Raw genomic sequence first — 14,576 nt, forward strand, 5'->3', positions numbered from 1 at the left:
AACGGGCTACGGCGATGAACGGCAAGGCAGATGCCGTGGTGGTCGGAGCGGGACCGAACGGTCTGGCGGCCGCACTCCGGTTGTCCGCGGCCGGGCTCCGCGTCCAGGTCGTCGAGGCGGCCGAGCGTCCCGGTGGCGGGATGCGCACCGAGGAGCTGATGCGTCCCGGGTACCACCACGACGTCTGCTCGATCGTGCAGCCGATGGCGGCGGCCGCTCCGTTCTTCCGCGAGTTCGACCCCGAGAGCCGCGGTGTGCGGCTGGCACAGCCGGAGATCAACTTCGCGCATCCGCTCCATGGTGGACGGGCGGCGCTGTCCTACCGCTCGCTCGAGCAGACCACCGCAGGACTGGGCGAGGACGGGGCGGCCTACCGGCGGCTGTTCGGGCCGCTGGTCGAGCACGGCACCGATGTCGTCGACTTCTTCCTGACCAGCCGGCTGCGCCGGCTGCCCACGCGCAGCGTGCCGCAGATCGCCCAGTTCGGGCTCAACGGCCTACCCAACGTGCGCTGGCTGGCGAACCGGTACTTCGACACCGAGGAGGCGAAGGCACTCCTCGGCGGCGCCGCCGCGCACGGCATGCTCGACCTGAGCCAGCCGCTGACCTCCGCGCTCGGCATGCTCCTGACGATGCTGTCGCACCACGTCGGCTGGCCGCTCATCGAGGGCGGTTCGCAGAAGCTCGCCGACGCGATGGTCGCCGCACTCGAGGAGCAGGGCAGCGAGGTGGTGACCGGTCACCACGTCACCGACCTGCGCGAGTTCGACGGCGTTCCCGCGGTGCTGCTGAACACCACGCCCGAGGCCTTCGTCGGGATGGCCGGCGACCGGGTGCACGAGGGCTACCGCCGATGGGTGTCCCGCTACCGGCACGGCGCGGGTGTCTTCAAGATCGACTGGATCCTGTCCGAGCCGGTGCCGTGGACGAACCCCGATGTCCGGCGGGCCGGGACCATCCACGTCGCGGGCGACCTGGACGAGACGATCGCCGGTGAGCGGGCACCCAACCAGGGACAGCTGACCGACAGGCCCTACGTGCTGGCGGTGCAGCCGACGGTGCCCGACCCCACCCGCGCACCGGAGGGCGGGCACATCTTCTGGGCCTACGTGCACGTACCGCACGGGGCCGACGTCGACATGACCGAGGCCATCGAGAACCAGATCGAGCGGTTCGCACCGGGATTCCGCGACACCGTCGTCGAGCGGTACACGAAGAACGCCGTCGCCATGGAGCAGTGGAATCCCAGCTACCTCGGCGGGGACATCTCGAACGGACAGGCGACGCTGCGCCAGATGCTGGCCCGGCCGGTGCCGCGCTGGAACACCTACAAGACCCCGGTGACGGGCGTCTACCTCGCCTCGGCCGCCACCCCGCCCGGGCCGGCGGTCCACGGCGCGTGCGGCGACAACGCCGCGCAGGTGGCCCTGCGCGAGGTCTTCGGCGTCCGGGAGGTCCCGCCACTGCGCCCCGCCCTCCGCTGACTTCGCGCGTCCTTCTCGCCGATCTGCGCATGGATGCGGTCATCCCGGCCGCACAACCGCGTTCAGGCGTATCGCGGCGCGTTCAGCGCCGCCGCGATACGGGCGACCAGGGCGACGGGATCGCGCAGATCCGCGGCGGTCGCGAAGATCACCGTCCACCCGGCCGCGGTGGGCCGGTTCAGCCGCCGTCTGTCCTTGCCGACCTGCTGCGCTTCGCCGTGCCAGACGCTTTCGTACTCCACGGCGACCTTGCGCTCGGGCCAGCCGAATGAAAGGACCTCCCTGCCCCCACCACTCGCAAGCTCGCGGCGGGCCCCTGCAGGGAGGCCGCGGTGCAGCATCAATCGCAGCCGGGTCTGCTGAGGCGACTGGGCGAGCCCGTCGGCACGTGCGGCCGCCAGACGGATCGCTCGACAGCCCGGGCCGGTGGTCGCCGTGGCCGCCGCCCGCGGGTCCGCCGGCGTGACCAGGCGCGAGCGCAGGAACTGGTCCAGGCACACCACCGCCTCGTCCGGGGGCTCGATGCGGGCGAGGTCCAACGCCGTCCGCAGCGGGGTGGTGACGAGGACGCCGTCCCGCCGCACGACGTCCTCCTCGGCAAGGTGGCGGGGGGTCACTTGGAGACCGCGTACCGCGCCGGCTCGCCGGCCGGCGGCCAGGGTGCACTCGACGGGGTCGTCGCGTTGCGTTCCGCCAGGTCGACTCCCCACATCACCGCCGCCCTGCGCCCGCGGAGGACGGCCCCCGGCAGCAGTAGGACCGCGGCAGCACGGGCACGCCGCCGGTGGGTGACGGGCAGCGATGTGCAGGCGTACACGTCGGGGAACAGCCGCCGCACGCAGCTGTGCCGGTCGGACGGGAGTTCGAGTCACCCCGGCACCCTGCCGCGTCCAGCGAGAACACCGCGGGGGCTGTCCACAGCCTGGATCGCGCTCGGACGCACGGCGGCGGTTCTGCCGCGCTGACAACCGCCGTCATGCGCATATCGGCGGCAACCCGCAGTGCAACAGGCGCAGCGCCGGCACCGGTAGCGTTCGATGCATGGTCCGACCGCTGGGGCTGCCCTTCGACCCCATCGAGCGGGCCGGCGAGACCTGGGAGAAGCACTTCGGCCCCGCCTCCTCGATGCGCGCCGCGACGAGCATCTTCCGGGTGCAGCAGATCCTGCTGGCCCGGTTCGACGACGCGCTCAGGCCGCACGCGCTGACCTTCGCCCGCTACGAGGTGCTCGTGCTGCTCACGTTCAGCCGCACGGGGAACCTGCCGCTCAAGGTGATCGGCAGCCGGCTGATGGTGCACCCGACCAGCGTCACGAACGCGATCGACCGGCTCGTCGCCGCGGGGTACGTCGTGCGTCGGCCGAACCCGGACGACGGCCGGGGCGTGCTCGCCTGCATCACCGACGGCGGCCGGCAGGTGGTGACGACGGCGACGGCGGCGCTCACCGACCTGGACTTCGGCCTCGCCGACGTGCCCGAGGACGAGCGGGCGGCGCTCTTCGACATCCTCAAGCGGGTGCGGCTCGGTGCCGGCGACGTGGCAGGTGCAGCCGGCCCGGCCGATTGATCGACGCCGGATAGTTGGACGTCCTACTATCGGACCATGGGACAGGACGCTCGGCAGCGGTGGCAGCAGCGGTACGACGCGGCGCTGGCAGGCGGCAAGGTCCGCGACGCCGACTTCACGACGCTCTCCGGCGTCGAGGTCGACCCGGTCTACGGGCCCGCCGACGAGTCCGCCGTCGAGAACTTCGAGCGGATCGGCTATCCGGGTGAGTTCCCCTTCACCCGGGGTCTGCACGCCACCGGCTACCGCGGCCGGGCCTGGACCATCCGGCAGTTCGCGGGCTTCGGGAACGCGAAGCAGACCAACGAGCGCTACAAGATGATCCTGGCCGAGGGCGGGGGAGGGCTGTCGGTCGCCTTCGACATGCCCACGCTCATGGGCCGCGACTCCGACGACCCGCGCGCGCTCGGCGAGGTCGGGCACTGCGGCGTCGCGATCGACACCGCCGCCGACATGGACGTCCTCTTCGACGGCATCGACCTCGAGGCCACGACGACGTCGATGACGATCAGCGGCCCCGCCGTCCCGGTGTTCTGCATGTACCTGGTGGCCGCCGAGCGCCAGGGTGCCGACATCGGGAAGCTCAACGGCACGCTGCAGACCGACATCTTCAAGGAGTACATCGCGCAGAAGGAGTGGCTGTTCGCGCCCGAGCCGCACCTGCGCCTGATCGGCGACCTCATGGAGTACTGCGCCGAGCACATCCCGGCCTACAAGCCGATCTCGGTGTCCGGCTACCACATCCGCGAGGCGGGCTCGACCGCCGCGCAGGAGCTCGCCTTCACCCTCGCCGACGGCTTCGCCTACGTGGAACTCGGGCTCTCCCGCGGCCTCGACATCGAGCAGTTCGCCCCCGGCCTGTCGTTCTTCTTCGACTCCCACCTGGACTTCTTCGAAGAGATCGCCAAGTTCCGCGCGGCTCGCCGCATCTGGGCCCGGTGGCTGCGCGACGTCTACGGCGCGACGACGGAGAAGGCCCAGCAACTGCGGTTCCACACCCAGACGGCCGGGGTCAGCCTCACCGCCCAGCAGCCGGACAACAACATCACCCGGACGGCGGTCGAGGCCCTTGCCGCCATCCTCGGCGGCACCCAGTCACTGCACACCAACGCCCTCGACGAGGTGCTCGCTCTGCCGAGTGCGAAGGCCGCCCAGATCGCGCTGCGCACCCAGCAGGTGATCGCCGAGGAGACCGGCGTGATGAACGTGGCCGACCCACTCGGCGGCTCCTGGTACGTCGAGGCGCTCACCGACGAGATGGAGCGGCAGGCGGAGGAGATCTTCGCTCGCATCACGGACATGAGCGCCGACGGCACGATGACGGCGGGCATCCTGCGCGGCATCGAGGACGGCTGGTTCACCGGCGAGATCGCCGAGGCCGCGTTCGTCTACCAGCGGGCGCTGGAGAAGGGCGACAAGAAGGTCGTCGGGGTCAACACCCTGACCGGGTCGGTGGAGGCCCACGACACCCTCGACATCCTCCGCGTCAGCCACCAGGTCGAGCTCGACCAGAAGGCCGAGCTCGCCGGGCGCCGGAAGACCCGGGACGACGACACCGCGCGGGCAGCCGTGCAGCGGATGGTGGAGGTCGGGCGCACGGAGGAGAACATGCTTCCCGCGATGCTGGACGCCGTCCGCGCCGAGGCGACCCTGGGCGAGATCTGCGACGCGCTCCGCGCCGAATGGGGCCAGTACACCGAACCCGCAAGGTTCTAGCGAGGATTCGCTGGGCCCGCGACGGAGAAGCCGGGAACGGCACTGGGTCGCGGTACGGGACGTGAGCCGCCTGCGAGGGTCGTGCAGCACGGCGGGGCCGGAGGCTCCCCGGGCTGTGCGACGGAAGGGCTCCGCGCAGGTCGGGGACGGCCCCTGGCCGCGGTGTCGACCGGTAGGGAGACAATAGGTACATGCAGCCCACGCGTCCCGGACGTCCCGACCCACGGGCTGCGGCCCAGCAGGCACAGCTGGCGGCCGCCATGTCCGGCGCCGTCGACCTCGCCGCCGTCAAGGCCCGCTCCGAGGCCGCCGCCCGCGCCGCAGCCGCCCCGCCGCCCGACGCCGAGGTGCCGGGCGGGGCGCCGGGTGCGGCGGTGGTCGACGTCACCGAGGCCACCTTCCAGGCGGAGGTGCTCGACCGCTCCTTCCAGGTGCCGGTCGTCCTCGACCTGTGGGCGGAGTGGTGCGGACCGTGCAAGCAGCTGTCCCCGGTGCTGGAGCGGCTGGCGGCCGAGGGTGGGGGCTCCTGGGTGCTGGCCAAGGTGGACGTCGACGCCAACCCGGCGCTCGCCCAGGGTCTGCGGGTGCAGGGCATCCCCGCGGTCAAGGCGGTGTGGCAGGGACAGCTGGTCGCGGAGTTCAACGGCGCCATCCCGGAGGAGCAGGCCCGGCAGTTCGTCACCGAGCTGGTGAAGGCGACGACCGGGGGTGCGCTGACCGGGGGCGAACCCGGCGAGGCCGACGTCGAGGACCCGCGGCTGGACGCCGCGGAGGCGGCCCTCGAGCGGGGAGACCTGGCCGCTGCCGAGGCGGCGTACCGCTCGATCCTCGACACCGAACCGGAGCACCCGGAGGCGGCCCTGGCGCTGCGGCAGGTGCAGCTCTTCCGCCGCGCAGAGGAGGCCGGGCCCGATGCCCTGGCCGCGGCGGACGCCGCTCCCGACGACGTCACCGCGCAGACCCGGGCCGCGGACTTCCTGCTGGGCACGGGCAACATCGAGGCCGCCTTCGACCGGCTGCTCGACGTCGTCCGGCGCGCCTCCGGCGAGGACCGCGACCGGGCACGCACCCATCTGGTCGAGCTGTTCGCGGTCGTCGGTGACGAGGACCCGCGGGTGGGCGCGGCCCGGCGTCAGCTCATGGCTGCCCTGTTCTAGCAGTCGGTCGGCTCACGTGCCCACGTCGCAGGCGCTGACGCCCTCGACGAAGCCGGCGCGGAAGAGATCGACCAGCTGGAAGGCGGAGAGGTCGGCCGCTCCCAGGACGTCGTCCTCGACGCCGTACACGAGCAGGAACAGCACGCTCTCGTCGAGGTCTCCCGGGGAGGCCTGTACACCCGGCACCTCGCGGTCGAAGACCGCCGCGCTGAACCAGCCCGCGAGGCAGACCGCGGAACGCAGGGCGTCGGGATCTGCGGAACCCAGGCCCAGCTGACTGCGTGCGGCCAGGGCATAGGGGACGGCGATACCGGTGGCCACCGCGTAGTCGCCGATCCGGTAGACGTCCCGGGTCAGGTCCCGTTCGTCGTAGCCGACGAGGTTGCCCTCCTCGCAGTACACGAGGTCCCGGTCATCGGGCGCGCAGCCCGGCGCGGTGCCGACGAACGGCTCGAGCGCCGGCGGGTCGAACGACTCGCCGAAGACCTCGACGAAGGCGCGCTGCCAGAAGGCGGGCAGCGCCTGCTCGACGTAGCCGATCAGGTCGCGGTACGGCGCGTTGCCCTGCCGCCGGAAGTCGTCGTCCCGGCCGGTGGTGGTGGCTGCCGCGCCTCCGGCCGGCCGATGACCACTGTGGCGCAGCCGGTCAACCCGACGGTCGTGACCGCCAGCGCGGCGGACACCGGACGATGCCGGAGCGGGCGGGCCATGCCGGGTGCATCGGCGTTCCGGCGTCGCCGCGAACTCCCGTGCTTTCTCAGCGCTCGAGCTCGCAGGCGTCGCCGCCCTCGAGGAACCCGGTGCGGAAGGCGCCCACGAGCTCGAAGCCCGAGGCGTCGACGTTCGGGAAGACCCGGTCGTCCACACCGTAGGTCAGCAGGAACTGCACGGCCTCGTCGATGTCCCCGGGGCTGATGGCGGCATCGGGGAGGACGTCGGTGAATGCGTTGTTGTACCACTGGGCCTGGTACCAGCCGGTCAGGCAGACGGCCGAGCGGGTAGCCGCCCCGTCGTCGGTGGAGAGCCCCGCCTGGTCGCGGACGGCCAGCGAGTACGGCAGCGAGATCGCCGTCGCCAGGGCGAAGTCGCCGATTTCGTCGTAGGCGGGGGTGGCGAGGTCGGTCTCGTCGACGTAGACGGTGTTGTCCTCGGAGCAGTAGCCCAGGTCGCGGTCCTCCAGTCCCTCGCAGGCAGGGGCGGTGCCCTGGAAGCCCTCGACCGTCGGCGGCTCGAAGTCGCTCCCGAAAGCGGCCGGGAAGACCTCGCCCCAGAAGTCCGGCAGGGTGACGTCCACGATCGCCACCAGGTCCTCGAACGCGGCGTTGCCCTGACTGAGGTAGTCGACGTCGTTGGCGAACGCGGCCGCGGTGAACAGCCGGTCGGCGCCGAAGTCGTCCCTGCACGGCTCCAGCCCGCCGTCGAAGCCCTCGTAGAAGGCCGACACCCGGTCGAAGTACGAGCCGTGCGCCTGGGTGTCGTCGGGGTCGCTGCCGACGTCGTCCCGCAGGAGCAGGAACCCCCGGACGACGTCGTCGAGCTCCGGCGTCCTGATGGACACGTGCTGCGCCTCGCCCTCGGCGACCCAGGCCGTCCACGCGCCGGCCAGGCAGTCGGCCTGGGTCTCGTCCTGGATGCCGCGCTCGGAGAACCCGAACCGGCCCTGCATGGCGTGGCCGAACTCGTGCGCCATGACGACCGGCACGAGGAAGCGGCCGTAGTCGCCGGCGAGCTCCTCCAGGAGGGCCCTGTCGTAGGCGATGAGGTCGCAGGCCGGGTCGTAGAACGCGTTCCCGGCCACCGAGTCCGGTGTGGTGGGCGACCCCTCGCAGCCGATGCCGGTCTCCGGGTAGGCGCCCTCGTCGATCGCGTCGGAGTCGACGGAGAAGTAGCCGTTCCGCAGCGGCGTGTACTCCTCGTCGAAGTACTCCGGGTAGGCCGCGATCCAGAACGTCTCGAGGTCGGCGAGCGCGTTGCGCGCGAACCGGTCGATCGGCTCGTCACTGACCCCGGTGATGGGGAACGCGTCGGCGGAGACGTCGACGGCCTCACCCGCCCCGGGCGAGGCCTGTCCCCGGACGACCTCGGTGCTGCAGCCGGTCAGCAGCAGACCGACGACGACGGCGGCGGGCAGGGCGCGGCGCAGGACCGACATCATCGCCGACGGGCTCCCCTTGTCAGTGGGCCGGACTCGCTCGGGGCGGCCGGCGGGTACGACAGCCGCCCCAGGATGCCCGGTCGAGAGCGCGCGCGGGGCACTCCGGCGCGCCGGAGTGCCCCTGCGGTGCAGCGGCTCAGCCTTCGTGCAGCAGCCAGACCGTGCCGAGCGGGGGCGCCGCCACGGTGGCCGAGTACGGCTGGCCGTGCCACGGCTCGGGCTCGGCCTCGACGCCGCCCAGGTTGCCCACCCCGGAGCCGCCGTAGCCCTCGGCGTCGGTGTTGAGCACCTCGCGCCAGTGCCCCTCGCGCGGCAGGCCGATCCGGTAGCCGTGGTGCGGGGCACCCGAGAAGTTGACGACGCAGGCCAGCGCGGATCCCTCGCCGGGACTCTCGCCGTCGTCGGCCGGCTTTCCGTACCGGAGGAACGACAGCACGTTGCCGGTGGCGTCATTGGCGTCGATCCACTGGAACCCGGCCGGGTCGACGTCCAGCGACCACAGCGCGTCGAACTCCTTGTAGCGGCCGTTCAGGTCGGTCACCAACTGCAGGATTCCGCGGTGCGCCGGGTCGTCGAGGTGCCACCAGTCCAGCGAGCGGCTCTCCGCCCACTCGGCGTCCTGGGCGAACTCCGAGCCCATGAACAGCAGCTGCTTGCCGGGGTGGGCCCACATGTAGGCGAGGTAGGCGCGCAGGTTGGCCAGCTGCTGCCAGCGGTCGCCGGGCATCTTCCGCAGCATCGAGCCCTTGCCGTACACGACCTCGTCGTGGCTGATCGGCAGGACGTAGTTCTCGGAGTAGGCGTACATCATCGAGAACGTCAGCTGGCCGTGGTGGTAGCTGCGGTGCACCGGCGCTCGCTCGACGTAGGCCAGCGAGTCGTGCATCCAGCCCATGTTCCACTTGAAGCCGAACCCCAGGCCGCCGAGATGCGTCGGCCGGGTGACGCCCGGCCACGCCGTCGACTCCTCGGCGATGGTCACGACGCCGGGCACCTCGCGGTACACGGTGGCGTTCATCTCCTGCAGGAACGCGACGGCCTCGAGGTTCTCGCGGCCGCCGTACTGGTTGGGCAGCCACTCGTCCCGCGAGTAGTCCAGGTAGAGCATCGACGCGACGGCATCCACCCGGACACCGTCGACGTGGAACTCCTTGCACCAGAAGAGCGCGTTGGCGACGAGGAAGTTGCGCACCTCGGAACGGCCGAAGTCGAAGACGTAGGTGCCCCAGTCCAGCTGCTCGCCGCGCCGCGGGTCCGCGTGCTCGTACAGCGGGGTGCCGTCGAAGCGGGCGAGCGCCCAGTCGTCCTTGGGGAAGTGGGCGGGAACCCAGTCGACGATGACCCCGATGCCGGCCTGGTGGGCGCGGTCGATCAGGTAGCGCAGGTCGTCGGGGCTGCCGTAGCGCGACGTGGGCGCGTAGTAGGAGGTGACCTGGTAACCCCACGAGCCGCCGAAGGGATGCTCGGCCAGCGGCATGAACTCGATGTGGGTGAACCCCGCCGCCACCACGTAGTCGATGAGCTCGTCGGCCAGCTCGCGGTAGGAGAGCCCCTGGCGCCACGAGCCGACGTGCACCTCGTAGACGCTCATCGGCCGCTCGTGCCAGCCGGCGGCCGCCCGCTCGGCCAGCCAGGCGTCGTCGTTCCACTCGTAGGCGGACTCGGTGACCACCGAGGCGTTCAGCGGCGGGACCTCGGTGGCGAAGGCCATCGGGTCGGACTTCTGCCGCCAGGTGCCGTCGGCACCCAGGATGTGGAAGCGGTAGCGGCTGCCGGCCTGGACGCCGGGGATGAAGATCTCCCAGACGCCGGAAGAGCCCAGGGAGCGCAGCGGGTAGGCGCGCGCCTCCCAGTAGTCGAAGTCGCCGGTGACCTTCACGCCGCGGGCGCTGGGTGCCCACACCGCGAACGAGACGCCCTCGACGGTGCCGCGCGGGGTGTCGTAGCGCCGGACGTGGGCGCCGAGAACCTCCCAGAGCCGCTCGTGCCGGCCCTCACGGATGAGGTGCTGGTCGATCTCCCCGAGGGTGGGCATCCAGCGGTAGGGGTCGTCGACGGTGTAGGTGTTCTGCCCGCCCTCGCCGTCGCCGTACACGACCTCGATGCGGTAGTCGCCGGGCTGCTGCGGGAGGCGCGCCTCGTGGATGCCGCCGCCGTGGAGCTGCCGCGCCTCGTAGCGGGAGCCGTCCTCGTCCAGGACGGCGACCGAGACGGCATCGGGTCGCAGCGTGCGGACCACCCAGCCGTCCCCGGTCCGATGGGTGCCCAGGACCCCGTGCGGGTCGTGCGCCCAGCCCTCGACGACCGCCCGCAGGTCGTCGTCGCTGATCTCGCGCACCTCTGCCGAGGGGGAGGAGTGGCCGGGCTCGGCGTTCTGCAGGTCCGGCGGGGTGCTGGTCTCCAGGGCCGCGGACGGCGCGGCCGCGCGGTCCGCCGTCCCGCCCGGCGCCTGCGGGGTGCTCGGCTCGGCCGGGTCGGGGGAGGGGGCCACCGGCTGCTCGGCCGGCGTCCCGGTGCCGACGCCAGGCTCGGCGACGGGCGCCGGCGCCACCACCGGGGGGGTGATGGCTCCCGCGTCGGAGCCCGGCTCGGGGGTCGCCTTCGACGCCGCGCGCTTGGCGGGTGCCTTCTTCGCCGGCGCCTTCTTGGCGGGGGCCTTCGCGGGCGCCTTCTTCGCGGGTGCGGCCTTCTTCGTCGTCCGCTTGGCGGCCTTCTCGGCGGGTGGAGCGTTCACGACCGGTTCGCTGCCAGCAACGGCGTCTGCCGCCTCGACCTTCTCCTCGACGGCGCGCTGCAGGTCGTCCTTGTCGGACACGGGGCGCGCGCCCCGCTCGTCGCTGGTCATGCGTTCCCCTCGTCGGTCACCTGGGGCGTGTTCGGCTCCGCGGGGTCGGGGCTGGGCGGGCCCGGCTGCGGCGCCGGCGCGGCGGCGGCGTCACCCGGCTCTGCGACCGGGGCGGGTGCGACCACGGGATTGGCCGTCGCGCTGTTGTCCGCGGTGCTCTTCTCCGGTGTCACGCGCTCGGTCGGCGACGCCGTGGCCGCCGGCTCCTCCGCCTGCACCGGCTCGGGGGCGTTCACGATCGGCTCGCTGCCGGCGGCCGCATCGACCGCGGCGACGCGCTCCTCGACGGCACGCTGGAGGTCGTCCTTGTCGGCCACGCCTCCGCTGTCCGGGTTGCTTCCTCGGTCGGTCGTCATAGTCTCGCCGTCCTCTGGGGTGCTCGGGTCTCGTGCGGCGGGCGCATCACTCGTGGCTGGTCAGTCGGCTCAGCGAGTTCAGCGGGATCATCAGCCAGTGCGGACGGTTCCGTGCCTCGTAGACGCACTCGTAAACGCACTTGTCCGCCTCGAACGCCCGAAGGAGTGGTGATTCGCCGCACGGGTCCAGTCCGCTCGCGGTGGAGTAGCCAGTGCAGTACGCCGCCCGGTTGCGGGCCGCCCACTCCTGCGCCCGGTAGGCGCGCTGGGTGTCGTCGGGCTGCTCGACCAGCATGTGCCGGGCCGCGTAGTCGAAGCTGCGGAGCATGCCGGCGACGTCGCGCAGGGGGCTGTCGAGCTCGCGGCGGGAGGCCAGCGGCCGGGCCGGCTCGCCCTCGAAGTCCAGCACGATCCAGCCGGTCGCGGTGCGCAGCACCTGGCCCAGGTGCAGGTCCCCGTGGACCCGCTGGCGGACGACGGGCTCGCGGCTCTCGGCCACCGCGGAATAGAGGGCCCGGATCCGCTCGGCGTGCTCGGCCAGTTGCGGCACGACCTCGATCGCCGCCGTCAGCCGGTCGTTCATCTGGGCGGCGACGGCGCCGTACCACTCGTCGTCGGCCGGCTCGGTGGGCAGCACCGCCGCCATGTCGGCGTGCACCGACGCGGTGGCCGCGCCCAGGCGCTCGCTCTCGCCGGCGAAGTCGCCCCCGACCTCGTCGGCGTGCAGGTCGCCCTCGGCGTAGAGGTCCCGGACGCTGGCGGTGGCCAGGCGCCAGCCGTCGCTGGCGTTGGGCACGAAGGTCTGCAGCATCGCGACGGTCGCGGGCGGGGTCGACGGGTCGTCGTCCTCATCGATCTCGATGTGCCCGAGCAGCGGGGCGATGTGCTCGTTCTCCGTGCTGCGGAGGGCGGCGTGGACCTCGACATCGGGATTGAGGCCCGGTTCCAGCCGGCGGAACAGCTTGAGGATGGCCTCCTGGCCGTAGATCAGCGACGTGTTGCTCTGCTCGCCGGAGACGATGTCGCCGGGCAGCCCCTCGGGGATGTAGGCGACCCCGGCCGGGTGGAAGTGCATCGGGCCGACGGTGGAGGCGTTGACCAGGTGGATGAGCCACGACGGCGTCGCGTCCCGGTCGCGCATCGCGTCGTAGGCGTAGGTCTCCTTGCCGTCGTTGGCGATCGCGCCGACGAACGCCGACTCCAGCTCCTCGGCGGGGTGGTCGCGCCACGACAGCGGCACGAGGTAGGTCTCCCGTGCGCCGTCGGCGTAGGTCACCCGGACGCGGTGCACCGACAGCACCGGGTTGCCGCGGTCGAGGAAGAAGCCGTTCTCGCTCACCTCGGCCCACTCGCGCCCCTTGCCACCGAACCACCGCTGGTGCGGCATCCAGTCGCGGAACAGGTCGGTGAGGGCCTTCATCGGTCGTCTCCCGAGTCGGGGGCGCGGTTGTCCGGAGCGTTGTCGCCGGGGGTCTCCTCGGCGGCCTCCACCAGCCCGGCGGCGAGAAGGGCGTCGGCGACCGAGCTGGAGGTGGCGCTCTCCCAGTCCTCGTGCTCGTCGACGACGGCCTCCGGCGCGGGCCGCGACAGCTCGAACCAGTAGAAGCCGTGCCCGGCGAGGGTGAGCATGTACGGCAGGACGCCGATCTGCGGGAACTCCACGCGGCCGGTCAGCTCGATGGGCGTGTAGCCCTCGAACTGGCGCAGGTCCAGCTCCACCGGCTGCGGGAACCGGGACAGGTTGTTCACGCAGAGCACGACGTCGTCGCCGAACCTGCGCACGAAGGACAGCACCGTCGGGTTGCGCGAACCGATCTCCTCGAAGGATCCGAGGCCGAAGGTGGGGTGCTCGTTGCGGACCTGGATCATCCGGCGCAGCCACTGGAGCAGCGAGTTGCTGTTGCGCAGCTGCGACTCGACGTTGGTGACCTGGTAGCCGTAGACCGGGTCCTGGTTCAGCGGCAGGTACATCCGCTGCGGGTCCGCGGTGGAGAACCCGCCGTTGCGGTCGGGCGTCCACTGCATGGGAGTGCGGACGCCGTCGCGGTCACCGAGCCAGATGTTGTCGCCCATGCCGATCTCGTCGCCGTAGTAGAGGACCGGCGAACCCGGCAGCGACAGCAGCAGGGCGTTGAACAACTCGAGGGTGTTGGTGTCGTTGTCCAGCAGCGGGGCCAGCCGCCGGCGGATGCCGATGTTGGCCTTCATGCGGGGGTCCTTGGCGTACTCGTCCCACATGTAGTCGCGCTCTTCGTCGGTGACCATCTCGAGCGTCAGCTCGTCGTGGTTGCGGAGGAAGACCCCCCAGGTGCAGTTGTCGGGGATGTCCGGCGTCTGCGCCATGATCTCCGAGATCGGGAAGCGCTGCTCCCGACGCACGGCCATGAACAGGCGCGGCATCACCGGGAAGTGGAACGCCATCTGGCATTCGTCGCCGTTCTCGCCGAAGTACTCGACGACGTCAGCCGGCCACTGGTTGGCCTCGCAGAGCAGCACCGTGTCGGGGTAGTCGGCGTCGACCACCTTCCGCACCTGCTTGAGGAACTCGTGCGTCTTCGGCAGGTTCTCGCAGTTGGTGCCCTCCTCCTCGAAGAGGTAGGGCACGGCGTCGAGCCGGAAGCCGTCGATTCCCAGGTCCAGCCAGAAGCGCAGGGCGTCGATGATCGCCTCCTGCACCTTCGGGTTCTCGAAGTTGAGGTCCGGCTGGTGGCTGAAGAAGCGGTGCCAGAAGTACTGCCTGCGCACCGGGTCGAACGTCCAGTTCGAGCTCTCGGTGTCGACGAAGATGATCCGGGCGTCGGCGTAGCCGGTGTCGTCGTCGGCCCAGACGTAGAAGTCGCCGTAGTCGCCCTCGGGGTCACTGCGGCTGGCCTGGAACCAGGGGTGCTGGTCCGACGTGTGGTTCATGACGAAGTCGATGATCACGCGCATCCCGCGCGCGTGGGCCTCGGTGAGGAACTCGCGGAAGTCCTCGATGTCCCCGAACTCCGGCAGGACGGCGGTGTAGTCGCTGACGTCGTACCCACCGTCGCGCAGCGGAGAGGCGAAGAACGGCGGCAGCCACAGGCAGTCGACGCCGAGCCACTGCAGGTAGTCCAGCTTGTCGATCATGCCGCGGATGTCGCCGACGCCGTCGGCGTTGCTGTCGGCGAAGCCGCGCACCAGGACCTCGTAGAAGACCGCGCGCTTGAACCACTCCGGATCAGTGCCGGGCGGCGGCAGTGCGGAGCGGCTGTCGGGGAAGTCGGGGACGGGAACGGTCATCGGCGGGGACAGACCTCGTTCGGTTCGCGGGCG

The 14,576-nt window shown here is 71.6% G+C and carries 12 protein-coding genes; 4 read left to right on the plus strand and 8 right to left on the minus strand.

Going from position 1 to position 14,576, the window contains the following annotated elements:
- Positions 1–14 precede the first annotated feature (14 nt).
- On the plus strand, positions 15–1,484 hold the full coding sequence (locus tag FHU33_RS05570) for a phytoene desaturase family protein (RefSeq protein ID WP_142024458.1): 1,470 nt from the start codon (positions 15–17) through the stop codon (positions 1,482–1,484).
- Between the two features lie 62 nt (positions 1,485–1,546).
- On the opposite strand, the gene FHU33_RS05575 is transcribed toward FHU33_RS05570, so the two are convergent.
- Together FHU33_RS05575 and FHU33_RS05580 are read right to left on the minus strand one after the other, a co-directional pair.
- Positions 1,547–2,101, minus strand: coding sequence for a hypothetical protein (locus tag FHU33_RS05575; RefSeq protein WP_142024459.1), 555 nt, complete (start codon positions 2,099–2,101; stop codon positions 1,547–1,549).
- Positions 2,098–2,322 (minus strand): hypothetical protein, encoded by a 225-nt coding sequence (locus FHU33_RS05580; RefSeq protein ID WP_142024460.1) that lies wholly within the window; start codon positions 2,320–2,322, stop codon positions 2,098–2,100. Before FHU33_RS05580 ends, FHU33_RS05575 begins: the two co-directional genes overlap by 4 nt.
- Positions 2,323–2,525: 203 nt before the next feature.
- Here FHU33_RS05580 and FHU33_RS05585 point away from each other — a divergent pair, with 203 nt between their 5' ends.
- The 3 genes from FHU33_RS05585 to FHU33_RS05595 all read left to right on the plus strand — a co-directional run bounded on the left by FHU33_RS05585 (position 2,526) and on the right by FHU33_RS05595 (position 5,923).
- Positions 2,526–3,050, plus strand: coding sequence for a MarR family winged helix-turn-helix transcriptional regulator (locus FHU33_RS05585; RefSeq protein ID WP_142024461.1), 525 nt, complete (start codon positions 2,526–2,528; stop codon positions 3,048–3,050).
- Between the two features lie 36 nt (positions 3,051–3,086).
- A complete protein-coding gene (gene icmA / locus FHU33_RS05590) occupies positions 3,087–4,766 on the plus strand; it encodes a coenzyme B12-dependent isobutyryl-CoA mutase large subunit (RefSeq protein ID WP_142024462.1) in 1,680 nt (559 codons plus the stop codon).
- Positions 4,767–4,957: 191 nt separating this feature from the next.
- The gene (locus FHU33_RS05595; protein ID WP_142024463.1) at positions 4,958–5,923 is read left to right on the plus strand and encodes a tetratricopeptide repeat protein; all 966 of its coding nucleotides are present in this window, start codon (positions 4,958–4,960) and stop codon (positions 5,921–5,923) included.
- 12 nt (positions 5,924–5,935) lie between these two features.
- Here the strand turns inward: FHU33_RS05595 and FHU33_RS05600 are convergent, their stop codons facing one another.
- From FHU33_RS05600 to treS, 6 genes are all read right to left on the minus strand, one after another.
- On the minus strand, positions 5,936–6,325 hold the full coding sequence (locus tag FHU33_RS05600; RefSeq protein WP_142024464.1) for a hypothetical protein: 390 nt from the start codon (positions 6,323–6,325) through the stop codon (positions 5,936–5,938).
- Between the two features lie 355 nt (positions 6,326–6,680).
- Entirely contained in the window at positions 6,681–8,078 is a 1,398-nt protein-coding gene (locus tag FHU33_RS05605) for a neutral zinc metallopeptidase (RefSeq protein WP_142024465.1), read from the minus strand.
- A 136-nt stretch (positions 8,079–8,214) separates the two neighbouring features.
- Positions 8,215–10,923: a 1,4-alpha-glucan branching protein GlgB gene (gene glgB, locus FHU33_RS05610; protein WP_211355009.1), complete on the minus strand. Its 2,709-nt coding sequence runs from the start codon at positions 10,921–10,923 to the stop codon at positions 8,215–8,217.
- The gene (locus FHU33_RS05620; protein ID WP_142024466.1) at positions 10,920–11,279 is read right to left on the minus strand and encodes a hypothetical protein; all 360 of its coding nucleotides are present in this window, start codon (positions 11,277–11,279) and stop codon (positions 10,920–10,922) included. The genes glgB and FHU33_RS05620 overlap by 4 nt, the downstream gene beginning before the upstream one ends.
- 46 nt (positions 11,280–11,325) lie before the next feature.
- Entirely contained in the window at positions 11,326–12,699 is a 1,374-nt protein-coding gene (locus FHU33_RS05625) for a maltokinase N-terminal cap-like domain-containing protein (RefSeq protein ID WP_142024467.1), read from the minus strand.
- Positions 12,696–14,543: a maltose alpha-D-glucosyltransferase gene (gene treS, locus FHU33_RS05630; protein WP_142024468.1), complete on the minus strand. Its 1,848-nt coding sequence runs from the start codon at positions 14,541–14,543 to the stop codon at positions 12,696–12,698. The genes FHU33_RS05625 and treS overlap by 4 nt, the downstream gene beginning before the upstream one ends.
- Positions 14,544–14,576: the final 33 nt, after the last annotated feature.

The organism is Blastococcus colisei (genome assembly GCF_006717095.1).
Classification (GTDB): domain Bacteria; phylum Actinomycetota; class Actinomycetes; order Mycobacteriales; family Geodermatophilaceae; genus Blastococcus_B; species Blastococcus_B colisei.

Bases quoted from the DNA above. Each gene is read 5' to 3' on its own strand.
- FHU33_RS05585 (WP_142024461.1), top strand. From the start codon at position 2,526: ATGGTCCGACCGCTGGGGCTGCCCTTCGACCCCATCGAGCGGGCCGGC.
- FHU33_RS05620 (WP_142024466.1), bottom strand. From the start codon at position 11,279: ATGACGACCGACCGAGGAAGCAACCCGGACAGCGGAGGCGTGGCCGAC.
- icmA (WP_142024462.1), top strand. From the start codon at position 3,087: ATGGGACAGGACGCTCGGCAGCGGTGGCAGCAGCGGTACGACGCGGCG.
- treS (WP_142024468.1), bottom strand. From the start codon at position 14,543: ATGACCGTTCCCGTCCCCGACTTCCCCGACAGCCGCTCCGCACTGCCG.
- FHU33_RS05595 (WP_142024463.1), top strand. From the start codon at position 4,958: ATGCAGCCCACGCGTCCCGGACGTCCCGACCCACGGGCTGCGGCCCAG.
- FHU33_RS05625 (WP_142024467.1), bottom strand. From the start codon at position 12,699: ATGAAGGCCCTCACCGACCTGTTCCGCGACTGGATGCCGCACCAGCGG.
- glgB (WP_211355009.1), bottom strand. From the start codon at position 10,923: ATGACCAGCGACGAGCGGGGCGCGCGCCCCGTGTCCGACAAGGACGAC.
- FHU33_RS05570 (WP_142024458.1), top strand. From the start codon at position 15: ATGAACGGCAAGGCAGATGCCGTGGTGGTCGGAGCGGGACCGAACGGT.
- FHU33_RS05605 (WP_142024465.1), bottom strand. From the start codon at position 8,078: ATGATGTCGGTCCTGCGCCGCGCCCTGCCCGCCGCCGTCGTCGTCGGT.